Origin of the sequence: Rhizobium sp. NLR8a (assembly GCF_019685235.1) — a bacterium.
Lineage (GTDB): Bacteria > Pseudomonadota > Alphaproteobacteria > Rhizobiales > Rhizobiaceae > Rhizobium.
In genome coordinates, this window is record NZ_JABDWI010000016.1 from 66,312 (window position 1) to 88,431 (window position 22,120).

General features: G+C 62.1%; 19 protein-coding genes. 10 read left to right on the forward strand and 9 right to left on the reverse strand.

Features of this window, described 5'->3' with window-relative positions; all coding sequences use genetic code 11:
- Position 1 precedes the first annotated feature (1 nt).
- Together HJC04_RS27025 and HJC04_RS27030 are read right to left on the reverse strand one after the other, a co-directional pair.
- A complete protein-coding gene (locus HJC04_RS27025; protein ID WP_221147526.1) occupies positions 2–1,303 on the reverse strand; it encodes a carbohydrate ABC transporter permease in 1,302 nt (433 codons plus the stop codon).
- A 65-nt stretch (positions 1,304–1,368) separates the two neighbouring features.
- Entirely contained in the window at positions 1,369–2,715 is a 1,347-nt protein-coding gene (locus tag HJC04_RS27030; RefSeq protein WP_221147527.1) for an extracellular solute-binding protein, read from the reverse strand.
- A 247-nt stretch (positions 2,716–2,962) separates the two neighbouring features.
- Here HJC04_RS27030 and HJC04_RS27035 point away from each other — a divergent pair, with 247 nt between their 5' ends.
- Together HJC04_RS27035 and HJC04_RS27040 are read left to right on the forward strand one after the other, a co-directional pair.
- A complete protein-coding gene (locus HJC04_RS27035; RefSeq protein WP_210633617.1) occupies positions 2,963–3,421 on the forward strand; it encodes a YbaK/EbsC family protein in 459 nt (152 codons plus the stop codon).
- 84 nt (positions 3,422–3,505) lie between these two features.
- Complete coding sequence (locus HJC04_RS27040; protein WP_210633619.1) at positions 3,506–4,519, forward strand: Tim44 domain-containing protein; 1,014 nt, start codon at positions 3,506–3,508, stop codon at positions 4,517–4,519.
- 52 nt (positions 4,520–4,571) lie between these two features.
- On the opposite strand, the gene HJC04_RS27045 is transcribed toward HJC04_RS27040, so the two are convergent.
- Entirely contained in the window at positions 4,572–5,603 is a 1,032-nt protein-coding gene (locus HJC04_RS27045; RefSeq protein ID WP_210633620.1) for a hydroxyacid dehydrogenase, read from the reverse strand.
- A 274-nt stretch (positions 5,604–5,877) separates the two neighbouring features.
- On the opposite strand from HJC04_RS27045, the gene HJC04_RS27050 reads away from it, so the two are divergent.
- The 7 genes from HJC04_RS27050 (at position 5,878) to cydX (ending at position 13,709) form a co-directional block, all read left to right on the forward strand.
- On the forward strand, positions 5,878–6,477 hold the full coding sequence (locus tag HJC04_RS27050; protein WP_210633622.1) for a HupE/UreJ family protein: 600 nt from the start codon (positions 5,878–5,880) through the stop codon (positions 6,475–6,477).
- A 275-nt stretch (positions 6,478–6,752) separates the two neighbouring features.
- A complete protein-coding gene (locus HJC04_RS27055; protein ID WP_210633624.1) occupies positions 6,753–7,331 on the forward strand; it encodes a GbsR/MarR family transcriptional regulator in 579 nt (192 codons plus the stop codon).
- Positions 7,332–7,335: 4 nt separating this feature from the next.
- Entirely contained in the window at positions 7,336–9,066 is a 1,731-nt protein-coding gene (gene cydD / locus HJC04_RS27060; protein ID WP_221147528.1) for a thiol reductant ABC exporter subunit CydD, read from the forward strand.
- Positions 9,063–10,754 (forward strand): amino acid ABC transporter ATP-binding/permease protein, encoded by a 1,692-nt coding sequence (locus HJC04_RS27065; RefSeq protein ID WP_221147529.1) that lies wholly within the window; start codon positions 9,063–9,065, stop codon positions 10,752–10,754. Before cydD ends, HJC04_RS27065 begins: the two co-directional genes overlap by 4 nt.
- 77 nt (positions 10,755–10,831) lie before the next feature.
- Positions 10,832–12,412, forward strand: coding sequence for a cytochrome ubiquinol oxidase subunit I (locus HJC04_RS27070; RefSeq protein WP_221147530.1), 1,581 nt, complete (start codon positions 10,832–10,834; stop codon positions 12,410–12,412).
- 6 nt (positions 12,413–12,418) lie between these two features.
- Complete coding sequence (gene cydB, locus HJC04_RS27075; protein ID WP_210633631.1) at positions 12,419–13,573, forward strand: cytochrome d ubiquinol oxidase subunit II; 1,155 nt, start codon at positions 12,419–12,421, stop codon at positions 13,571–13,573.
- A 13-nt stretch (positions 13,574–13,586) separates the two neighbouring features.
- Positions 13,587–13,709, forward strand: coding sequence for a cytochrome bd-I oxidase subunit CydX (gene cydX, locus HJC04_RS27080; protein WP_210633633.1), 123 nt, complete (start codon positions 13,587–13,589; stop codon positions 13,707–13,709).
- A gap of 45 nt (positions 13,710–13,754) precedes the next feature.
- On the opposite strand, the gene HJC04_RS27085 is transcribed toward cydX, so the two are convergent.
- The 5 genes from HJC04_RS27085 to HJC04_RS27105 form a co-directional block, all read right to left on the reverse strand.
- Positions 13,755–15,758, reverse strand: coding sequence for an aldo/keto reductase (locus tag HJC04_RS27085; protein ID WP_221147531.1), 2,004 nt, complete (start codon positions 15,756–15,758; stop codon positions 13,755–13,757).
- A 37-nt stretch (positions 15,759–15,795) separates the two neighbouring features.
- Positions 15,796–16,878 carry an ABC transporter ATP-binding protein gene (locus tag HJC04_RS27090; protein WP_210633636.1) on the reverse strand — a complete coding sequence of 361 codons (1,083 nt, stop codon included), beginning with the start codon at positions 16,876–16,878 and terminating at the stop codon, positions 15,796–15,798.
- Between the two features lie 13 nt (positions 16,879–16,891).
- A complete protein-coding gene (locus HJC04_RS27095; RefSeq protein WP_064806618.1) occupies positions 16,892–17,728 on the reverse strand; it encodes a carbohydrate ABC transporter permease in 837 nt (278 codons plus the stop codon).
- A complete protein-coding gene (locus HJC04_RS27100) occupies positions 17,725–18,585 on the reverse strand; it encodes a carbohydrate ABC transporter permease (protein WP_221147532.1) in 861 nt (286 codons plus the stop codon). The genes HJC04_RS27095 and HJC04_RS27100 overlap by 4 nt, the downstream gene beginning before the upstream one ends.
- Positions 18,586–18,671: 86 nt before the next feature.
- Complete coding sequence (locus HJC04_RS27105) at positions 18,672–19,946, reverse strand: extracellular solute-binding protein (protein ID WP_210633640.1); 1,275 nt, start codon at positions 19,944–19,946, stop codon at positions 18,672–18,674.
- An 86-nt stretch (positions 19,947–20,032) separates the two neighbouring features.
- On the opposite strand from HJC04_RS27105, the gene HJC04_RS27110 reads away from it, so the two are divergent.
- Complete coding sequence (locus HJC04_RS27110; RefSeq protein WP_210633642.1) at positions 20,033–20,953, forward strand: helix-turn-helix domain-containing protein; 921 nt, start codon at positions 20,033–20,035, stop codon at positions 20,951–20,953.
- 68 nt (positions 20,954–21,021) lie between these two features.
- Here the strand turns inward: HJC04_RS27110 and HJC04_RS27115 are convergent, their stop codons facing one another.
- Positions 21,022–22,116, reverse strand: a complete 1,095-nt coding sequence (locus HJC04_RS27115) for a Gfo/Idh/MocA family protein (RefSeq protein WP_210633644.1) — start codon at positions 22,114–22,116, stop codon at positions 21,022–21,024.
- Positions 22,117–22,120 lie beyond the last annotated feature (4 nt).

The window sequence follows — 22,120 nt, forward strand, 5'->3', positions numbered from 1 at the left end:
GTCAATCCTCGATCAAGGGCTTGGCGACAAGCGTGCCATAGTTGAAGACGCGCAGATAAAGCAGCGACAGAACCACGCCGATGACGACGAGCACCAGCGCCATGGCGGCACCCAGTCCGTATTCGAGATTGCCGGCATAGTTTCTGAGTGCGGTGTGATAGGCGGAGAGCGCCCAGACCTCTGTCGCGTTGCCCGGCCCGCCATTGGTGGCGAGCAGGATTTCATTGAAGGAGGCGAGCAGCGACAGCGTCTGATAGCAGGTGACGAAGAGGATCGGCCAGCGCATCTGGGGCAGGATGATGTAGCGGATCTGCTGCCAGCGTGAGGCGCCGTCGACCTCGCTCGCATAGAACTGGCTCTTCGGGATGGCCTTCATCGCCGACGAGAACACCAGCATGCCCATCGAGGCGCCGATGAAGCCGTTGATCAGCACGACGAAGAACCAGGCATTATAGGCGGTATCGAGCAGATAGTTCTTCGGGGGGTAGCCGAACTTGCCCATCAGGATGGAGATGAAGCCGCTGTCCCAGGCGAGCCACTTCCACAGCATGACGTAGATGACGACGGGCGTGATGCGCGGCAGGAGCCAGATGCCGCGAAAGATCGAGGCCGGCGTCGGAGGCATGTAATGCGTCCAGATGGCAAGCAGCAGCGCATAACCGACGTTGAAGAGCATCAATACTAGCGCGACATAGAGAACGGTATTGAAAAGCACACGCGCCATGTCGGGCGAGCTGGCCATGCGTGAGAAATTGTCGGTCGTCCAGGTCCAGCCGGTATAGGTGGTCTTGGCGACGGTTTCCTTCTGCTCCGGCGTCAGCTTGAAACCCAGACCGTCCAGCGACAAAAACAGCTGTTCCTTGCTGTCGAAGCGCGTGTTGAGGACGGAGCGGTTGAACTGTTCGGAGATCTGTTTGACCTCACGCGTCGAAGGGCGTTCTGCAAGATCCTTGATCATGCGTTCGACCTCGCGCCGCGTCGCAAAGATCTCGCCGGCGTGTTTGGCGCGCAACTCCGCCGCGATCGCAGGCGCAAGGCCGAGGCCCTCCACGGCCTTGAGGCCGGCTTCGTCGATCGTGTAGCGCGGCTCGGCCATCTCGGCCGCGATCTCCGGCATCGCCGATTTCAGCGTGATCAGCGAATTAGGTGCGATCTGATAGACGCCCCCTGAAATGCCAGTCGCCGTGGTCATGTTGGTCATGGAGAAGACTGCCGTCAGAACGACCGGCATCAGGAAAAACAGCACGATCATGACCGCCGCAGGCGCGATCATCACCAGTCCGAGCGTTCTGGACGTTTTCATGGAAGCCTCCTCGAAGGGATCGATCGGGCGGCGGGGTTGCCGCCGTCCGGAGGGATGCTTCGATCTCAGCGGATGACGATCTTGTCACCGAGCGTGCTTTTCAGCTCGCTTTCGGCATCGCCGATGGCGGCGTCGACGGTCTTGGCGCCGGTCCAGGAAGCTTCGAGGTTCTTCCACATGATGTTCCAATAGGTGCCGAAATCGGAATTGTTCGGCATCGCATTGGCATGCGGCAGCAGGCGTTCGGTGGCTTCGCGGGTCCAGCGGTCAGCCGAGTAAAAATCCACTTCAGACTCCGCCTCAGAAATGCCGAGATGGGCTGACTTGACCGCATGCAACGCATTGATGCGCGGCTCCGAGGCGATCGTGATCAGCTTGGCGGCGATATCGGTGTCCTCCTTGTCGTGGCCTGCGGTCAGGAGGTAGACGAGCGGATGCGTCAGCGTGTTGGCCTTGCCCCCTTCGCCGGCCGGGATCAGCGTGAAGATAACGTTGCCGAAGAAATCCTTGAGGCCTTCCTGATTGACGAGTCGGGCATAGTGCCAGGTGCCGCCGTCCCAGATGCCGGCCTTGCCGGTGGCGACTTCCTTCCACCACTGGTCGCCCGGCATGCCGATGTGGTTCTTCTTGGTGACGCCTGATTTAACAGCGTCGGCGAAGAACTGGTAAGTGCGTGCCATCGCAGCCTTGTCGAAAACAAGCTTGCCGCCTTCTTCCATCGTGCCGCCGAAGCTGGTGTAGAACTGCCAGTAATCCGGACCGTTGCTGGTGCGCGGATAAAAGCCGTAGCCGGGCTGGACGAGGCCCTTGTCCTGCATCTTCTTGGCGTCTTCGAGCAGGTTCTTCATCGTATACTTACCGTCCTGCACGTTCTGCGGCAGGGCGTCGAGATCGGCGTCACTGTAGCCGATCGCCTTCATATACGGTTTCCAGAAGAACATCGGCCGGGATTCGGCATCCTGCGGGATGCCGTAGACGGTGCCGTTGTAGGAGGCGATCTTCAGAAGATTTTCGTAGATGCCGTTGAGCGGCCAGGAGTCGAGGTCGACATAATCTTCGATCGGGACGATCAGGCCGGATTGCGACCAGGGCGCGATGTCCTCATGGCCGCTTACGACGATGTTCGGGGCGGTCTTGGCTTCTGCGGCAAGGGTCAGCGCCTGTTTGAAGTCTTCCCAGGCGCTATAGGGCTTTTTCTCGACGGTGATTTTCAGGTCTTCGCCCTTGAGGGCGGCTTCGCGCTGCAGCTGCTGCGCCGCGATCTCGATGGCATCGAGACGATAGACGTCGTTCGGGCCGGTGCCCCCGGCCCAGACGCTGATGGTAACATCCTTGGCGAATGCAAATACGGAGGTCGAGGCCAGGATGGCAGCCGCGATCGTAAGGGATTTCAACGTCGGCAAAATGGTCATCTTCTTCATCTCCCCAGAAGAGCAGTGTGAAGCCTCTTGACGGGTCATCACTGGTGTTGACGACCGCTTCGAGAGCCCGCGAAACGTGACAAGTCCCGCTCTATTGGCTTGATGTAACGGTCGAATGACAAAATTGAGCACGTGTGCAAAAATTATTATGACGATGTGCGCGGGACTTGCAAGCGGCAGTGTTAGACGGGCATCTTTTGTGCTTCAAATTGCGGCTTTCCTGGTCTAGCATCGCCTCATGAGCCTTGAATCCGTCCGCGCCTTCCTCCGTGCTCACGCACCCGATATCGACATCATCGAAACCGCCGAGAGTTCCTCGACGGTTGCCCTTGCCGCCGAAGCCCATGGCGTCGAGCCCGCCCAGATCGCCAAAACGATCTGTCTGCGCGTCGGCGAACAGATGATGCTGGTGGTCGCCGGCGGTACGGCGCGGCTCGACAATCGCAAGTTCAAGGACACTTTCGGGGCCAAGGGGCGCATGCTCGATGCCGAAGAGGTCGTGGCGGTCACCAGCCATCCTGTCGGCGGCGTCTGCCCGTTCGGCCTGCCCGCGCCGCTGCCGATCTATTGCGATATTTCGCTGAAACGTTTCGATGAAGTCGTACCGGCGGCCGGCTCGACCAATTCGGCCGTGCGCATCGCTACGGGACGGCTGGCCGAGCTCACCGGCGCCAGTTGGGTCGATGTTTGTCAGTAAAACACTCGCAAAACTTCAAACAGAAGAAAGACGACCTATATTCTATCCCGACATGCCGTGATTGTGCATGACAGGAGACCAGGAATGCCGAGTGCCGTTTCGCGTTTTGCCAAGATGGCGGCCATTGCCGTACTGACGAGCGCTACCGTTTTTGCCACGATCAGCGATGCCGATGCGCGACGCGCCGGCGGCTTCGGCGGGTTCGGAAGCCGTGGCACCCGCACTTTCAGCGCGCCTCCGGTTACCCGTACGGCGCCTGCCCCGGCTGCCCCCATCGAACGATCGATGACGCCGCGCCCGCAAACGACGGCACCCTATAGCACGCAGCAGCCCGGCTACGCCCAGCAGCGCCCGGGTTTCTTCAACGGCTTCGGCCGTTCGATGATCGGCGGGCTGATCGCCGGCGGTCTCCTCGGCATGCTGCTCGGCCAGGGTTTCGGCGGCGGCTTCGGCTTCCTCGGCATGCTGCTGCAGATCGCTTTGATCGGCGGCGCCGTCATGCTTGCCATGCGTTATTTCGCCAACCGCCGCCAGCCTTCTTACGGCGCCAGCGGTCAGAGCCGGTCCTACGGCCAGTCCGTTAAAATGTCGCCCACGAACTCTTCGTCGTTCCAGATCCCGGCGATCGGCTCGGGCGCCGGTTACGGCGGACTGCCGCGCGGCAATCGCCTAAGCGACGAGATCGGGCTGGTCCAGGCTGATCTCGACCAGTTCGAGGAGTTGCTGACGAGCGTGCAGACCGCTTACGGCGCCGAAGATTACGGCGCGTTGCGCCGGCTGACGACGCCCGAGGCCATGTCCTACCTTGCCGAGGAACTGGGAGAAAACGCCACCAACGGCGTGCGCAACCGTGTCTCCGACGTCAAGCTGCTGCAGGGCGATATTGCCGAGGCCTGGCGCGAGAACGGCCAGGAATATGCGACGCTCGCTATGCGTTATTCCTCGATCGATGCGATGGTCGAACGCGACAGCGGTCGCGTCGTTTCCGGCGACGACCGCCGTCCGAGCGAAAGCACCGAGATATGGACCTTCGTGCGCAGGCCGGGCGCGGACTGGAAACTCGCCGCGATCCAGGGCACCGGGCAGCGCGCCGCTTAAAGAAGGCTCTTATTCACGCCGCCCAGGCTGTCAATCAGCTTGGGCGGCATCTTCAATTCACCGCGACCGGCTTGGAGCGCATGCGGGAGACCGTCTCGCGCTCCGCCCGTTTGCAGCGCATCGGCGGCAGGCCGCGATCCATCAGGTCCATGTCCTCGAGCACCATGTCGCCCATCTTCTTGAAGGCGCTGTCGAGCGCTCCGGCCCGGTGCGCCGAGCGGATGAAGCCCTTCAGGCTGCGTACCGGATGATCAGGCGGCAGCGGCTCTTCAGGGTAGACGTCGCTTGCCGCGACGATATGGCCTGACGAAACGGCCGCCATCAATGCGTCGAAATCGACAACGTCGGCGCGGCTGAGCAGGATGAAGGCCGCTCCCCTGCGCATGCTGGAAAAGGCCTCGGTACCGAGAAATCCCCTGTTTTCGCTGGTGACGGCTGCGACGACAAAGACGAAATCGCTCTTCGTCAGGACATCCTCCAGGCTTGCGGGCTCGACGCCGTTTTCTTCGAGGATCGAGCGGGGCAGCCAGGGATCGAAGACCCGGATGCGCGCCCTGAAACCGGACAGCAAGCGGCGCAGCGCCCTGCCGAGATCGCCGAAGCCGACAATGCCGATCTCGGAACCGGCGATCAGCCGCGCGCTCGCATTGCCCTCCCCGCCCCAGAGCTCGCTGCCCTGGCGAAAGGCCACGTCGGCATCGACGATGCCGCGCGCCAGGGCCAGCGCAAAGCCGAGACCGATTTCGGCCACCGGCTCGGCGAAAACCTGGCCCGTCGTCACGACATGGATGCCGCGCTCGAACAGCACGTCATAGGGCATGTTGTTGAGAAGATTGCTCTCGACGTTGAGGATCGAGCGTAGAGCCGGCATTCTGGCGAGCGTTTCCGCCGAGAGCGGCGGCTGACCGATCACATAGCGCGCTCTGCCGAGAATTTCGTCGCCAAGCCCGGCGATGTTCTTCGGATCGGCTTCGACAACTTCGTATTTCGCCTGCAGTTCGGCGCGTGCCTTATCGCTGAAGATCAGATCGAGCGTGCGCGGCTCGGGCGCGCTGATCGCCAGCGGTCGTTCGGCATTTGTCATCGGCATCTCCTCCGTCGCGGCGGCTTGCGTTGCCGGCTGGAGAATTGATAACCTCCGACCGCGGCCGTTTCCAGTTGGTGGACGAGAAATTGCAGAGCGAACCGCGCACCGGTGCTGATCATGAGTGGCCGAAGCAATGGAAAGCGGCATTTGCCTATCAGATAAGCAATTGAATTCTCTGGCTATTCGTGGCTTTTCTGTTGACGGTCCGAACTGCCTGAATTAGCTTGAGGCATCCCGGCAGGAAGTCGAAGAATTGCAAAGGAAACGAACCATGAAGTCAGTACTTAAGAGCGGCCTGCTTGCCTTGGCTGCCGCAGCGCTACCGGCTGTCGCTTCCGCCCATCCTGCCGTCGGCGACGCTGCCGGCTTCAGCCACGGCTTTGCTCATCCGATCTCCGGCCTCGATCATGTCCTTGCCATGGTGATGGTCGGTGTGGTTGCTTTCCAGCTCGGCGGTCGCGCCATCTGGCTCTTGCCGTTGACCTTCGTCCTGATGATGGCATTTGGCGGTGCTCTCGGCGTTGCCGGCGTTGATCTTCCCTTCGTTGAGACAGGCATTGCGCTTTCCGTCGTCGTTCTGGGGGGCATGATTGCAATCAATGTCAGGGCGCCGCTGGCTACGGCGCTCGGCATGGCGGGTCTCTTCGCCATCTTTCATGGCCATGCGCACGGCGCCGAAATGCCGGACGACGCTGCCGGCGCCGCCTATGCTGCCGGCTTCATGATGGCAACCGGACTGCTGCATGGCGCCGGCCTCGCGCTTGGCTGCGTGATCGGCCGCGCCGGCGAACGCCAGGGCGTTTTCGTCACGCGGGCGGCCGGCGGCCTTGCCGCCATCTCGGGACTGGGCATCCTGGCCGGTCTGATCTGATCTGTCCGCATTTCGGCAAGAAGCCGATACGCAGCTAACGCACCTCGCTCGGACAATTACGCTCGGCATGCGCGATGCAATGCCGGACATAGTTTTCGCATTATTGCGCTGACGAACCGCGGAGTTGCGCCGCGTAATCCGCTGCGGTCAATACCACGCGTGAATTGACAATATCCAAATTGACGCAGGCACCTCTTGCTGATTGTCGGCGGGAGGTAAAGCTCTGTATAGTGATTTCAGAAATTTCTGAAATCACAGACTCAACGGAAATTGACATGAACCTTCCGCCTCTCGTTCAGTCCTTTGTTCTCCATTTCGGGGAAATGGGATCGCGCTGGGGGATCAATCGCACAGTCGGTCAGATCTACGCCCTGCTATTCGTCTCTCCCGCCTCGCTCTGCGCCGAGGAGATCGCCGATTCCCTCAGCATCTCGCGCTCCAATGTGTCGATGAGCTTGCGCGAGCTGCAGGCCTGGAATCTCGTCCTTCTCAAACACAAGCCGGATGATCGCCGCGATTTCTTCACCACACCCGATGATGTCTGGCAGATATTGAGGACGCTTGCCGAGGAGCGGAAGAAACGGGAGGTCGACCCGACGCTGTCGGTTTTGCGCGAAATCCTGATGCAGCGCCCGGCAAGCGAAACCGAGCGCTATGCGCAGGAACGCATGGGCGAGATGCATACGCTGATCGAACAGCTGACGCATTGGTATGAAGACGTAAAACAACTTGAAACGGAAAGGCTCGCGACGCTACTCTCGCTGGGCGCGAAAGTGACAAAGCTTCTGGAGGCCAAGGACCGAGTCATCTCGCTCGGCCGCAGCCGCCGGCCGAATCCTGCGAACAAGAGTTAGCGGCATGGGCACTGCTTTCTTCGACGCGACAAACGAAGCGGATGGACGGCCGCGGGCTGGAAAGGTCGCGACACCACGCGCCGATGCGGGCAAAGGCCGGCTGCGCAATGCGGCGATGCTGCAGGCGCTGGCCGCTGTCATCTGGATCCCGCAGGCTGCGCTGCTGGCCGTCTCGGTTGGCCGTCTCGCCGGCGGCGGCGGGCAGCATGACGTTCTCTGGCCGGCCTTTGGCATTCTCGTTCTCGGATTGGTAAGAAGCTGTCTCGACGCGGCTGGGGGGCGCCTGGCCTTCCGCGCCGCGCGGAGCGAACTCAGCCGAAAGCGGCAGGCGGCGGCCGCTTCCCTCTCCTTGGCGTCGCCGGTCGACCGCGGCCGGCCGGCATCCGGCAAAGCCGCGAGTGTCATCGGCGAACAGGCTGAGCTCATCGTGCCCTATCTCGCCCGTTTCCAGCCGGCGCGGGTGAAAGCGAGCCTTGTGCCGCTCGTCATCCTTGTCTTTATCCTCGCCGTCTCCTGGATCGCCGCGCTGGTCCTGCTGTTTGCCGCGCCGCTGATTCCGATCTTCATGGCGCTGATCGGTTGGCGCGCCCAGGCGGCCAGCGAAAAGCAGCTTGTGGCGACCGGCGATCTCAACGGCTTCCTACTCGACCGCCTGCGCGGACTGACGACGATCCGTGCTCTGGATGCGGTCGATACAACGGCCCTGCGGCTGCGTCGCGAGGCGGAATCGCTGCGTGCGCGCACTATGTCCGTGCTGAAGATCGCCTTTCTGTCCTCGGCCGTGCTCGAGCTTTTGGCAGCGCTCGGAGTGGCTATGGTTGCCGTCTATGTCGGCTTCAGCCTGCTCGGCGAAATCCGTTTCGGCACTTGGACAGGACGGCTCGACCTGACAGAGGGACTGTTCATGCTGCTGCTGGCGCCGGCCTTCTTCGAGCCGCTGCGCGAACTCTCGGCCGTCTGGCACGACCGGGCGGCGGGGGAAGCGGCGCTGAAAGGCCTGGACGCGCTTGCCGCCGAAGGTCTGTCCATTCGGGGATCGGCCGAACCGGCGGCTCTCGCCAGCACCGAGGCGCCCGGCATCCGACTTGAAAATCTCGCCTTTGGTTACGGCGCCGACGAGCCGCTGATCCTCGACCGCTTCAACCTCGATATCGCCGCCGGCGAACATCTGGCGCTGCTTGGTGCCAGCGGCTCCGGCAAGTCAACGCTTCTTTCGCTGATAGCGGGACTGGCGCCCTGCGTCGGTGGCCGCATCGTCATCGGTGGCATCGAGCTTGGGGATGACACCGTCGCCACGCTGCGGGGCGCGATGGCTTGGATCGGCCAAAAGCCGCATATCTTTGCCGGTACCATCGCAGGCAATATCGCACTCGGCAGGCCTGGTATCTCGCGCGGCGACGTGGCGGACGCGCTTGCCGCCGCCAGCCTCGGAAAGGTTGCCGACGCTTATGGGGGCCAGCCGCTCGGCGAAGGCGGGATCGGTCTTTCCGGCGGCGAGGCGCTGCGGCTTGCGATCGCACGCGCTGCTTGCAATCCTGATCTGAAGATCATTCTGGCCGACGAGCCGACCGCGCATCTCGACGCGGACACGGCGGCTGATGTGACCGAGACCTTGCTCGCGCTGGCGCGGGGTCGTACCCTCATCGTCGCGACACATGATCCGCTGCTCGCCGCCCGCATGCACCGCGCCATCCGCATCGATGCGGATTTCGCCATGAGGGAGGCGGCTGAATGAGCTTCTTTGTTGCAGACATCAAGCCGATCCTTCGTCTGTTCTTGGCCGAACGTCGACGCGCGTTGTTTGTCGGCGCCGTGCTTTCGGCGGCAACGGTGACGGCAGGGGTCGCGCTGCTCGGACTCTCCGGCTGGTTCATCACCGCCACTTCCCTTGCCGGGCTATCGGCCGCGGCCGCCATGACCTTCGACGTTTTCGCACCGGCCGCCGGCATCCGCCTGCTCGCCGTCGTCAGGACGGCGGCACGCTACGGCGAGAGGCTTGCGACCCATGATGCAACACTCGGCGTGCTTGCCGCGCTGCGCGAAAGACTGTTTCGCGGCTTTGCCGAACCGGGTGCTGCCCGTGCTCTGGCGCACCGTCCGGCGAGACTGCTGTTCCGGCTGACGGGCGATATCGATGCGCTTGATTCCCTCTATCTCCGAATTCTCGTGCCGGCTGCTGTCGCGATCGGCGCAACACTGACTGCGAGCGTGGTGCTTGGCCTGATGCATCCCCCGTTCGGCCTGTGTTTCGGCCTCTTTCTCGCCGGAGCCGGCCTTGGCCTGCCATTGATCGCGGGCCGCGTTGCGCGCAAACCCGCCCGCAGGCGTGCCCATGGCATCGAGGCGCTGCGGTCACGGACGATCGATCTCGTCGCCGGCCAGACCGACCTGCTGATGGCCGGCCGGCTCAAGGCGCAGAGGAGCGCCATCGCGGATGCCGACAGTTACGCGGCTCAAGCCGATGATCGGTTGAACCGTGTCGAAACCGGTCTGACATTCGGTTTCGGCCTCGTCTCCACGCTCCTGCTGACGGCATCGCTGCTCACGGTGGCCGCGCTTGCGGAAACGAAAGCGATTAGCGCGCCGATCGCAGCCCTCGGCCTGCTCGTCGCCTTCGCGGCGGTCGAACCCTTCGCGGCGCTCCGCCGCGGGGCTCTGGAACTCGGCCGAACGCTGCTGGCCGCAAAGCGGATCGCACCGCGGCTTGCCGTCGCTGATGAGACCCAACCGCCAGCGACGCCGCTGCCGGGACACGCCTTTTCTCTGGCTGGCGTGTCCGCCTTCCATGAGAATTCCGCCGTGCCGGCGCTGGAGGACATCGACCTGGTGCTCAAGCAGGGCGAACGCCTTGCCGTCATCGGCAGCAGCGGCGCCGGCAAGTCGAGCGTGCTCGCTCTGCTTTCCCGCGAGTTGCCGGCAAGCGCAGGAAGCGTCGCCGCGATGAGGGCGACCTTGCTGACGCAACGGACGGAACTCTTCGAGGATAGCCTGCGCGGCAACCTTCTTCTTGCGAACCCGGATGCGAGCGAGGACCGCCTTCGCGAAGCGCTCGCCGCCGCCGGCCTGCTTGCCGATATCGAGGCCATGCCAAAGGGGATCGACACAAGGCTCGGCGAGTGTGGGCTCGGACTTTCGGGCGGCCAGTCGCGCCGGCTGGCGCTTGCCCGGCTGTTCCTGCGCGACACGCCGCTCTGGCTGCTCGACGAGCCGACCGAAGGCCTCGACGGCGCCACCGCTCGCGATGTGCTCTCACAGCTGTCGTTAATGGCGGCAGGCCGCTCGCTGGTGATCGCCACGCATATCCGCCGCGAGGCTGCGGTTGCCGACCGCATCGCCGTCATCGAGGGCGGCCGTATTTCGGAAGTTTCGCGCCGTGGGGAGGCGGCGTTCGAAAAGGCGCTCGACCGGCTTCGATCGGACTGAGCAAGACCCGCATGCCCTCACCCGCCGGCCGGCGCTGAGGAACGCTCCGTACCCCGTGGGACCGTGGGAGAAAGACAATGGAACTAGATATCGTAGCACTTTCGCGCTTCCAATTTGCGCTGACGGCGCTTTACCACTTCCTGTTCGTGCCGCTGACGCTCGGCCTGTCCGTGCTCCTGGCGATCATGGAAACCGTCTATGTGATGACCGGCCGCCAGATCTGGCGGCAGATGACAAAATTCTGGGGCACGCTGTTCGGCATCAATTTCGTGCTCGGCGTCGCCACCGGCATCGTCATGGAATTCCAGTTCGGCATGAACTGGAGCTATTACAGCTATTATGTCGGCGACATCTTCGGCGCGCCGCTGGCGATCGAAGGCTTGATGGCCTTCTTCCTGGAGGCCACCTTCGTCGGGCTGTTCTTCTTCGGCTGGGACAAGCTGTCGAAGGTCGGCCATCTCGTCGCCACCTGGGCTGTGGCGCTCGGCTCGAATTTTTCCGCCCTTTGGATTCTCATAGCCAATGGCTGGATGCAGAACCCGGTGGGATCGGCACTCAATCCGCAGACGATGCGCATGGAGATCACAAGCTTCTTCGACGTCGTCTTCAACCCGGTCGCCCAGGCGAAATTCGTTCATACCGTGTCGGCAGGCTACGTCTGCGCTTCGATCTTCGTGCTCGGCGTCTCGGCCTGGTATGTGCTGAAGGGCCGGCATATCGAGCTTGCCAAGCGTTCGATGACGGTCGCCGCCTCCTTCGGTCTTGCCTCGGCGCTGTCCGTCGTCGTGTTGGGTGACGAGAGCGGTTATCTGGCAACCGAAAACCAGAAGATGAAGCTCGCCGCGATCGAAGGCATGTGGAAGACGGAGCCGGCTCCGGCCGCCTTCACCGCCTTCGGCTTTCCGGATCAGGAAGCGCGCGAAACACATTTCGCCGTGCATATCCCCTGGGTCATGGGCTTGATCGGCACACGATCGCTGACGACGGAAATACCCGGAATCGATAAGCTCGAACAGCAAGCCGAAGCCCGCATCCGCGGCGGCATCAGAGCTTACGATGCGCTTATGCAGATCCGCGCAGCGCCGACGCAGGATCAGGTTGCGCAGGAAGTGCGCACCTCCTTCGAGGATCTCGGCCATGATCTCGGTTATGCCCTTCTGCTGAAGCGTTATGTCGACGATCCCCGCCAGGCGACCGACGCGCAGATCGTTCAGGCGGCGCGTGATACGATCCCGCATGTGCCGACCCTCTTCTGGTCCTTCCGCATCATGGTTGGGCTCGGCATCTTCTTCATCCTGCTGACATCAACCTTCTTCTGGCTATCGGCGCGGCGCCATCTCGACGAATATCCGCTGCTGCTGCGGATTGCCGTGCTGGCGATCCCGCTTCCCTGGGTCGCCATCGAGCTCGGCTGGGTCGTCGCCGAATTCGGCCGCCAGCCCTGGGTGATCGAAGGCGTGCTGCCGACGGCGGCAGCCGTCTCCAGCCTCGGCGCCGGCACCGTGCTTCTGACGATCATCGGTTTTGCCGCGCTCTACACGGTTCTGATCGTCATCGAGATGAGTCTGATGATCAAGGCGATCCGCCAGGGACCGGAACCGGACGACGCGCCGCAAGCCGTGCTGATTTCCGAAACCCTCGTCCCGGCCGCGGAGTGACCTGTCATGATCCTTCACGAACTCCTCGATTATGAAACCCTGCGCGTCATCTGGTGGCTGCTGCTCGGCGTCTTGCTGATCGCCTTTGCGACGACCGGCGGCTTCGACCTCGGCGTCGGCACGCTCCTGCCCTTCGTCGCCAGGACCGATACGGAGCGGCGCCTGGCAATCAACACCATCGGCGCAACCTGGGAAGGCAACCAAGTCTGGTTGATTCTCGGCGGCGGCGCCATCTTCGCCGCCTGGCCGCCGCTTTATGCAGTCTCCTTCTCGGGCTTTTATCTCGCAATGTTTGCGATCCTCTTCGCACTCATCCTGCGTCCGGTCGGTTTCAAATACCGGTCGAAGCGGGAAAGTGTCCGCTGGCGCTACGGCTGGGACTGGGCGCTCTTCATCGGCGGCTTCGTGCCGGCGCTGATCTTCGGCGTTGCCGTCGGCAATGTGCTGCAGGGCGTGCCCTTCCGCTTTGCCGACGATATGCGGATCTTCTACGAAGGCTCGTTCTTTGCCCTGCTCAACCCCTATGCTTTGCTCTGCGGCCTGCTCTCCGTCGCCATGCTGACGATGCACGGCGCGGCCTGGCTGGTGTTGAAGGCGAGCGGGCCGGTTGCGGAACGCGCCAGGAGTTATGGCAGCATCGCCGCCCTGGCGGCCATCGTGCTATTTGCCCTCGGCGGGCTCTTCCTATGGGTCGGCGTCAGTGGCTATCGCATCAGCAGCGATATCAGCCCGATCGGGCCTTCCAATCCGTTGCTGAAGACGGTGGTGCCTGAGAACGGCGCATGGCTTGCCAACTACACCGCCCATTCATGGATGATCGTCGCGCCCGTCCTCGGCTTTGCCGGTGCGGCATTGGCCTTCATCGCCATGCGGGCAAGGCGCGAGGTGATGACACTGCTTTTCAGTAAGATCGCGATACTGGGGATCATCTCAACGGTCGGCCTGTCGATGTTCCCGTTCATCCTGCCCTCCTCCCTCGATCCGCGCTCGAGCCTGACGGTTTGGGATGCATCCTCCAGCCACATGACGCTGTTCATCATGCTCGTGGTATCGGCGATATTCCTGCCGATCATCTTTGCCTACACCGCCTGGGTCTATAGGGTTTTGTGGGGCAAGGTCGACGAGAAATCGATCACAGACAAGAACAGTCACGCTTACTGAGGGAGACGAAACGATGTGGTATTTCGCATGGATTCTCGGCCTGCCGCTGGCAGCCGCCTTCGCTGTCCTCAACGCCATGTGGTACGAGCTGATGGACGACGCAGCCGGAAGAAAGGCGTCCGAAACGCGCAAATAAATATGCGAAGGGCGCGGCTTCGAACCGCGCCCTTTCCCTGTTTTATCAGCCTTCCAGCCACTTCACCTGATCGGGTGTCAGCTTGATGTCGAGCGCCGAGAGGCTGTCCTCCAGCTCGGCGATGGTGCGCGGCCCGATCAATGGAATGACCGGGAAAGGCTGGGCGATCACATAGGCGAGCGCGATGTGGATCGGGTTGCGGCCGAGCTTGTTGGCAAGCTCGATGGCGCGGTCGCGGCGCCCGAAATTGCGCTCGGAATACCAGACCCGCACGATCTCCTCATCGTCCCGCTTGTCGCGGCCAGCGCGGTCGGTGAAGAAGCCGCGGCCCTGGCTCGACCAAGCGAAGTTCGGGATCTGCTTGTCGTTAAGCCACGTCTTCCAGTCGTCGTCGGAGGCGGCGACGCAGCCGGCCCAGATCGGATCGAGCATCTCAGCAAGCGAGAAGTTGTTGGAGAGCGCTGCCGGTGCCCTCTTGCCGGTCTTTTCGGCATAGGCGATCGCCTCGTCGAAACGTGCGCGCGTCCAGTTCGAGCCGCCGAAGATGCCGCGGATGCGGCCGCGTTTGACCTCGGCATCCATGGCATCGACGAATTCGCCGACAGGCACGTCGGTATTGTCGCGATGCATGAAATAGATGTCGACATAGTCGGTCTTCAGCCGGGCGAGCGACTGGTCGAGCTGCTTTGCAATCATGTCGGGATAGCAGAGCGGCGAATGCGCGCCCTTGCCGATCAGCACGATCTCCTCGCGCGGCACCTTGCGGCTGGTGTGCCAGTCCCCGAAGATCGCCTCCGTCTTGCCGGCGCCATAGACAAAAGCCGTATCGAAGGCGTTGCCGCCGGCTTCGTAGAAGGCGTCGAGCGTCAGGGAGGCGGCGGCAAAGTTCGGGAAGAACTCGAAGCCGAGGGTCACGACCGAAGCCGGCTTGGAGATGCCCGGAATCTGTCGCTGCGGAATGCTGTTGCCGCGCGTGACCGCGCCGCCTGATATATTGGCCGTGCGTTTGGCGGCTTTTTCGACGCCATATTCGAGCCCGACCGAGGCGCGCCACTGGTCGAGCACGCGCAGGTTTCCGATCGAATCGGCCCAGCTCATGCCTGGAGAACTGAACTCGGTTCTGCCGGCCCGGATCGCATCGCCCGCCGCGTCCGCTTCGAAGGAATAGAGCCAGCGCTCTTCCTTGACCTCTACCGTCTCCTGTTTGCCGCCCTTGAAGATCTCGATCTTGCCGACGCCGCCCTTGTGGCCGGAGGCGAACCAGAAATCCGCGACCTCGATCCGGCCTTCGGAGCCGATGATGCGCAGCACATTGTCCTGCTGAGCCATGATCGAGCAGGAGACTTCGGCGATGATCTCGTTCGGGAACTTGAGCACGGCCGACGCCCATTCGTCGACGCCGCTCTCTCCGAGATGGGCGACGCCCGACACCTTCTCCGGCTCGAGGAAGGCTTTGCCTTCCGCGGCGCCAGAGATCAACCGCGCCATGGAAACAGGATAGCCGCCGACATCGAGAATGCCGCCGCCGGCGGTATCATTGGCGAAAAGCCGATGCTCCGGCTTATAGCTGCCCATGTTGAAGCCGAAGCTCGAACGGATGATGCGGATCGTGCCGATGACGCCGCTCTTGATGAGCTGAACCAGCTTTTCCGTCTGCGGATGCACCCGGTACATGAAAGCTTCGCCAGCAAAGACGCCGGCTTTCTTGGCTTCGTAATAAACGGCTTCGGCATCATAGGCCGAAAGCGCGATCGGCTTTTCCACCAGGATGTGCTTGCCGGCGCGCGCCGCCTTGATCGCCCATTCGGCATGGCCGGTATGGGGCACGGAAATATAGACCGCATCGACTTCGGGGTCGGAAAGCAGCGCCTCGTAACCATCAACGATGCGGGCGCCCGGGAAGTTTTCGGCAAGTCCCAGCTTGGAAGGGTTGCGGGTGGCGATCGCGACCAGTTTGCCGGTGCGCGAGTGGGCAACGCCATCGGCAAAGGTGCGAGCGATGGTGCCGGGGCCGATGATGCCCCAGCGGATCGGTTGATCTGAAGTCATGGAAACCTCTTTCGTCTTTCTGCCTTGGGATTGCGGTTTAGCGGAGCCGTTTGCCAGCGCCGTCGAAAAGGAATGTGCGGCTGGCGGGAAGGCCGACGGTCAGCGTCTCGCGATTGCCTGATGTGCGCGATTCCGGCCGCTCGATGATCAGCTGTTCGTCGCCGACGGCGGCATAGATGTAGCTGGTATTGCCGAGGTGTTCGGCGACATCTATGGCAACGGTAAGATCGGTATCGCCGGCACCTGCATCGACGAAATGTTCGGGCCGGATGCCGAGGGTCACTTTCGCACCGGTTTCGATGCGATCGGCGACGGACAGCGGCAGGCGCGTCGCCGGATTGCTCTCCAGCGCGATCACCGCCCTGCCCGGCTGCGCCTCGACGACCGCGGCTTTCAAGAAATTCATCTTCGGCGAGCCGACGAAACCGGCGACGAACTGGTTGGCCGGATCGTCATAGAGGTCGAGCGGCGCGCCGATCTGCTCGATGTTGCCGGCGCGCAGCACGACGATGCGGTCGGCGAGCGTCATCGCTTCCGTCTGATCGTGGGTCACGTATATCATCGTCGTGCCGAGCTGTTTGTGCAGCCTTGATATTTCCACACGCATCTGCACGCGCAGCTCTGCGTCGAGGTTCGATAGGGGTTCGTCGAACAGGAAGACCTCAGGTTCGCGCACGATGGCGCGCCCGATGGCGACGCGCTGCCGTTGACCGCCGGAAAGCTGTTTCGGCCGCCGTTTCATCAGTTCGGTGATCTGCAGGATATCGGCGACATGGCTCACGCGCCGCTCGGTATCGGACTTCGGGTTGCCGTTCATGCGCAAGCCGAAGCTCAAATTCTCCTCGACCGTCAGATGCGGATAGAGCGCATAGGATTGGAAGACCATGGCGATGCCGCGATCGGCCGGCTCGACGTCGTTGACGACCTTGCCTCCGATCCGAAGCTCGCCCGATGTAATATCCTCGAGACCGGCGATCATCCTCAGCAGCGTGGACTTGCCACAGCCGGAAGGGCCGACGAAGACGACGAATTCGCCGTCCTTCACCTCCAGATTGGCGCCATGGATGATCTCGAAGCCGCCGAAGCGTTTGACGATGTTGGTCAATGAAAGCTCTGCCATTCGGCTTCCCCGATTACTTGATTGCGCCGGCCGCGATGCCGGCGATGAAATGGCGCTGGAGCGCCACGAAGACGACGAGGATCGGCGCCGTCAGCAGCACCGCGCCGGCCATGATGCCGCCCCAGGACACCTTGGTGAGGCCGATCAGCGTTCCCAATGCCACCGGCGCCGTCATCATCCCCGGTCTGGAATTGATGAGCAGCGGCCAGAGGTAATTGTTCCACGAATGCAGGAAGAGAATGATCGCCAATGCCGCCATGGTCGGACGCGCCAGCGGCAGGGCGATGCGCAGGAAGATCTGCCATTCCTTGACGCCCTCGACGCGGGCCGCGTCGAAGAGCTCGCCCGGCATCATTGAGAAAGACTGCCGCATGAATAAGACGCCGAGGGAATTGAAGAGCGGCGGCACGATCAGTGCCACCCAGGTGTTTGCCAGCTTGAACTCGCGCGCCACCATGATGAATTGCGGGATGACGACCACGGAGAACGGCAGTGTGATCGTACCGAGGATGATGGCGATGACGACGGAGCGGCCGACAAAACGGTAACGTGCCAGCGCCCAGCCGGCCATCGACGTCAGCATCACCGAGAGCACGGTATAGATAAGCGCCACGCCGATGGAGATCACCATTGCGCCAACGAAATCGGTATCGGCCTGCAGATTTTTGAAATTCTCGACGAAGTTGGTCGATGGCCACAGCACGATCTCGGGATTGAAGATGCCGTTGTCGGGCATTGTCGAGAAAACGAACATCATCCACAGCGGAAACAGCCAGATCAGCGCCAGCGGCGCCAGCGCGGCGTGCAGCGCGATCTGACGGATGAGAAGGGATTGCGACTTGGATCTCATTTCGGGTCCCTCCCGATCCAGAGATTGAAAAAGGAGATCACCACGGCGAGAGCGGCCATCGTATAGGCGATCGCCGAGGCATAGCCGAAGTTCAGCGAGGTGAAACCCTGGCGGTAGAGGAAGAGGCCGAGTGTCTCCGTGCCGCCGCCCGGACCACCGCGATTGGTGATGAGGAAGGGTTCGGTAAAGAGCTGCATGGTGCCGATCACCGAGAGCACCACACAGAAGAGGATGATCGGCTTTAAGAGCGGCAGGGTGATGTGGAAGAATTGTTGTGCCTTGTTCACCCGGTCGAGCGTCGCGGCCTCGTAGACATCGTCGGGGATGGCCTGCAGGCCGGCCAGGATGATGATGGCGTTATAGCCGGCCCAGCGCCATGTGACGGCGAGGATGATTACGCCCATTGCGGCATTGGCGTTGTCGAACCAGGAGATCGGGCTGAAGCCGACCGCTGAGATCATCTTGTTGACGATGCCGAAATCGAGGCTGAACATCAGCCGGAACACGGCCGCGTAGGCAACCTCACCGACGACGACGGGGGCAAAGAAGGCGAAACGGAAAAGCGGGCGCGCTTTCAGGAGCGGCGAATTGAGCAGTACGGCCATGACGGTGGCCAGCGCGATCATTACAGGCACCTGGATCACCAGGATGATCAGCGTGTTGTACAGAGCATTATAGAAGGCAGGGTCGTAGAAGAGCCGGCCCCAGTTGGCCTGGAAACTGTATTTCCACGGATTGATGCGCGTGTTCTGAAAGGAAATCAGGAACGAGTCGATGATCGGCCAGACCCAGAAGGTGGCGAAAACAAGCAGATAGGGGGCGAGGAACGCATAGGCGCTCCGGGTTCTGAACGGCATCGAGCCTCCTCCTCACGAACGAATGAATGACCGGGCGGTTGCAAGCCGGGAGAAAGCCGGGCGCGGGAAGCGCCCGGCATCGTCATTCATTGCGCGATCGGAAGTCCGGTTGCGGAAGCGATCTGCTTGGCGGCATCGTCGAGAGCCGCTTTCGCGTCGGGGTAGCCGCCCGCGAAGAATTTCGCCTGCGTTGCCTTGAAGATGCCTTCGGCATCGCTCTGGAAGGCGGTGCCGCGGCTCGGCACGATCTTCGGCAGTGTCGCGAGGATGTCGGCCCAGACTTTCTGGCCGCCCCAATAGGGCTGCGCCTCGTTGACGAAAGGATCCTTTTCGGCAGAAAGCAGCGACGGCACCAGACCGAATTCCTTCAGCATGGTGACCTGACCTTCATTCGTGCCGAGGGCGTAATTGACGAATTTCCAGGCGGCATCCTTGTTTGCGGAAGTCGCCGAAATGGCGAGCGAGGAACCGCCGAGGTTGGCGGCATGCGGACCATCGGCCGTCAGGCTCGGCATTCTGTAAACGCCCCACTTGCCCTTGAGGTCAGGCGAGGTCGAGCGCACGGTGCCTTCATACCAGCCGCCATAGAGCTGGCTTGCGGCCTTGCCGGCGGTATTAGCCTGGATCTTCTCGTCCCAGTTGGCCGCCGTCAGCGTGCCCGCATCCTTCATCTCTTTCACCTTTTGCAGCGCGGCGACGCAGGCCGGCTGATTGATGGTGATGTTCTGGCCGTCGGTCGAGAAATAGCCGCAGCCCTGTTCGTTGGCGATCATGCGGAACCATTCGCTGTCGCCGTTGAAATCCGCCTGCGCCATGACGACGCCGGGATTGGCGGCGGAAATCTTCTTGCCGGCCGCGATGAAATCGTCCCAGGTGCTGATCGTGCTCGGATCGACGCCGGCCTTTTCGTACATGTCGCGGCGGTAGAAAACGGCGACGGGGCCGGAATCCCACGGCATGGCATAGGCGACATCGCCGACCTCAAGTTCGGTGCGCTTGAAGTCGGGGAACTTCGCCTGGATATCGGCCGTGTAGCCGAGCTCCTTCAGATTGGCGAAGCAATCGGGGAAACGGCTCCAGAAGATTTCAGCCTCGAAATTCTCGATGCTGACAATGTCGGGCAAGCCGTCGCCGCCGGCAGCGCAGGCCGCGAGCGTCTTGTCGAAAACCTGGCTGTTGCCAAGGTCTTCGACGGTGACCTTGATATCGGGGAATTGTTTGTTGAAACCGGGCAGCGTGGATTTCAACGCCGATGCGGCGACATTCCAGCTCCAGATTGTGAGATTGGCCGACTCAGCGAAGGCGGAGCCGGAAGCAAGCAGTGCGACAGCTGCGGTCGCAGCGAGAAGTTTGAAGCGCATTGAAAATCCTCCCTTTTCAATTGCCGATCTTTCACGAACGCGGTTAGACTATCCGCAAGGGAGCGGCTGTCTCCTAAAAAGGGAATATGGATTTGGCGGAAAGTAAGGTCGGCACGGCTGCAATCTATCAGCCCGGCGCAAGCAGCATCGAGGGTTCGCCGACGGCGCTGCAGATGTTTCATGCCCATCCGCTCGTCATGGCCATGCCGCACTGGCATGCGCAGGTCGAGGTCAATTACGTCATGCGCGGCACTGTTCATTATCGGATGAGCGACCACGAATTCCGGCTGAGCGCCGGTCAAATGTGCCTGTTCTGGGGCGGGCAGCCGCATCAGATGGACGAATCCTCGGATGATTCGCTCTATGCCGGCGCCCATCTGCCGCTCATCTATTTCTTCCGGCTGCGTCTGCCGATCAGCATTTCCAGCCGGCTAATGAAGGGCGAGACGCTGTTGACTTCGGCAACCGATGCCGCCGACAACGAGAACTTCGCCCGCTGGTCTCGCTATTCCAAGTCTGGCGATTCCGCCAAGGCCCAGCACGCAGTCGACGAACTGCTGCTGCGCATCGAGCGCATCGCGCTCGAACCCTATTCGATGACGACATCGAAAACGGCCGTCAGCCTGGAAGGCGATCAGCCGCAACCCAACTCCTCGCGCAGCGTCGCGCGCATGTGTGATTTCATCGCCGCCAATTTTCTGCAGGACATCGATTCGGTCGATATCGCCCGCGCCGCCGATCTGCATCCGAAATATGCGATGAACCTTTTCAAGCGATCGACCGGCATGACGCTCAGCAAATATGTGACGCTGCTCAGGCTGTCGCGCGCCCAGGCGATGCTGATGAGCGAAGGTGCCAACGTTCTGCAGGTGGCGATGGACAGCGGCTTCGGCTCGATCAGCGCCTTCAACAAATCCTTCCGCCACATCGCCGGCATGTCGCCGTCCGATTTCCGCCGCGACATCCGGCTGGTGACGACGATGCCCGCCGGCGCCTTCCGCAATTAACGCACGCTCCGCCTCATCGCCCGTCAGGGAGAATGCCAAGCGCCGCCCGGCATCCTCCGCTTGATCATTCAGCGGCTGCCAGCCGCGCGCTGTTCTTCCGGAAGCCAGGAGCGATAGAGCGGATGATCGGCGGCGATCGGCATCGGCGTCGGCTGGCCGGTGCGCTGGGAGAAATAGGCAGCCGTCACCAGCTCCAGCGAATTGCGGGCATCCTGCAACGTCACCGGCGGTTCCGTGTCCTCGACGATCGCCTTGTGGAAGAGCTCGAACTGGCGGGTATAACCATCTTCGCCCGGCACATAGGCGGCGAGCGCCGCATCGACCCGCGCCTGGTGTTCTTCGGTTCCGGCGGTAAAGACCCAGGGATCGCGGCCCATCGTATAGGGTTCGAGGATGCTTTCGGCGACGAGATCGCTGAAGCAGAAACGCAGCCGCGAGATTTCCTTGCGTGAGCCGAGCGTCATCGACAGCGTCGCCAGCGAACCGTTCTGCATCTTCACCGAAAGAGCGGCCGTATCCTCGACCTCGATCGGATTGACCAGCGTCGCGCCATAGGAAAACACCTCGGCGCAAGGGCCGTGCACGTAGTTCAGCATGTCGTGGGCGTGGATCGCGTGGCCGAGAAGGCCGCCGCCGAGTTCACTCGCCCATTTGCCGCGCCACGGCACGGCATAATAATCCGGACCGCGCCACCAATGGGTCTCGATCGTCGTCAGGAACGGCTTGCCGGCGAGGCCCTTCTCGATCAACAGTTTCAACTTCTGCAGGCCGGAGCCGTAGCGATACTGAAAGATCGGCATCAGCTTCCGGCCGGGGAAGCTGGTGAGGATGCGGCCCATCTCGTCGACCTCGGCAATCGAGCCGAAGAGCGGCTTTTCGCAGATCACATGCTTGCCTGACACAATGCCTTTGCGGCAGAGCTCGAAATGCGAACTCGGCGGCGTCGAAATGTCGATGATGTCGAGATCGTCCCGGGCAAACAGCGAATCCGCATCCTGCGTATATTCCCGAATGCCGAATTCGTCGCACAGCGCCCGGCCGCGATCCTCGTCCAGCGAGCAAAGGACGGGAACCTCGAAGAGATCCTTGTTCCAGCCGAAGCCGGTCAGGTGCCGCGCGGCGATGCCTGCGCCGATGACGCCGACGCGTAATTTTCTGGCCATGATA

Coding starts and splice junctions, on each gene's coding strand:
- HJC04_RS27025 (WP_221147526.1), bottom strand. CDS start 1,303: ATGAAAACGTCCAGAACGCTCGGACTGGTGATGATCGCGCCTGCGGCG.
- HJC04_RS27030 (WP_221147527.1), bottom strand. CDS start 2,715: ATGACCATTTTGCCGACGTTGAAATCCCTTACGATCGCGGCTGCCATC.
- HJC04_RS27035 (WP_210633617.1), top strand. CDS start 2,963: ATGAGCCTTGAATCCGTCCGCGCCTTCCTCCGTGCTCACGCACCCGAT.
- HJC04_RS27040 (WP_210633619.1), top strand. CDS start 3,506: ATGCCGAGTGCCGTTTCGCGTTTTGCCAAGATGGCGGCCATTGCCGTA.
- HJC04_RS27045 (WP_210633620.1), bottom strand. CDS start 5,603: ATGACAAATGCCGAACGACCGCTGGCGATCAGCGCGCCCGAGCCGCGC.
- HJC04_RS27050 (WP_210633622.1), top strand. CDS start 5,878: ATGAAGTCAGTACTTAAGAGCGGCCTGCTTGCCTTGGCTGCCGCAGCG.
- HJC04_RS27055 (WP_210633624.1), top strand. CDS start 6,753: ATGAACCTTCCGCCTCTCGTTCAGTCCTTTGTTCTCCATTTCGGGGAA.
- cydD (WP_221147528.1), top strand. CDS start 7,336: ATGGGCACTGCTTTCTTCGACGCGACAAACGAAGCGGATGGACGGCCG.
- HJC04_RS27065 (WP_221147529.1), top strand. CDS start 9,063: ATGAGCTTCTTTGTTGCAGACATCAAGCCGATCCTTCGTCTGTTCTTG.
- HJC04_RS27070 (WP_221147530.1), top strand. CDS start 10,832: ATGGAACTAGATATCGTAGCACTTTCGCGCTTCCAATTTGCGCTGACG.
- cydB (WP_210633631.1), top strand. CDS start 12,419: ATGATCCTTCACGAACTCCTCGATTATGAAACCCTGCGCGTCATCTGG.
- cydX (WP_210633633.1), top strand. CDS start 13,587: ATGTGGTATTTCGCATGGATTCTCGGCCTGCCGCTGGCAGCCGCCTTC.
- HJC04_RS27085 (WP_221147531.1), bottom strand. CDS start 15,758: ATGACTTCAGATCAACCGATCCGCTGGGGCATCATCGGCCCCGGCACC.
- HJC04_RS27090 (WP_210633636.1), bottom strand. CDS start 16,878: ATGGCAGAGCTTTCATTGACCAACATCGTCAAACGCTTCGGCGGCTTC.
- HJC04_RS27095 (WP_064806618.1), bottom strand. CDS start 17,728: ATGAGATCCAAGTCGCAATCCCTTCTCATCCGTCAGATCGCGCTGCAC.
- HJC04_RS27100 (WP_221147532.1), bottom strand. CDS start 18,585: ATGCCGTTCAGAACCCGGAGCGCCTATGCGTTCCTCGCCCCCTATCTG.
- HJC04_RS27105 (WP_210633640.1), bottom strand. CDS start 19,946: ATGCGCTTCAAACTTCTCGCTGCGACCGCAGCTGTCGCACTGCTTGCT.
- HJC04_RS27110 (WP_210633642.1), top strand. CDS start 20,033: ATGGATTTGGCGGAAAGTAAGGTCGGCACGGCTGCAATCTATCAGCCC.
- HJC04_RS27115 (WP_210633644.1), bottom strand. CDS start 22,116: ATGGCCAGAAAATTACGCGTCGGCGTCATCGGCGCAGGCATCGCCGCG.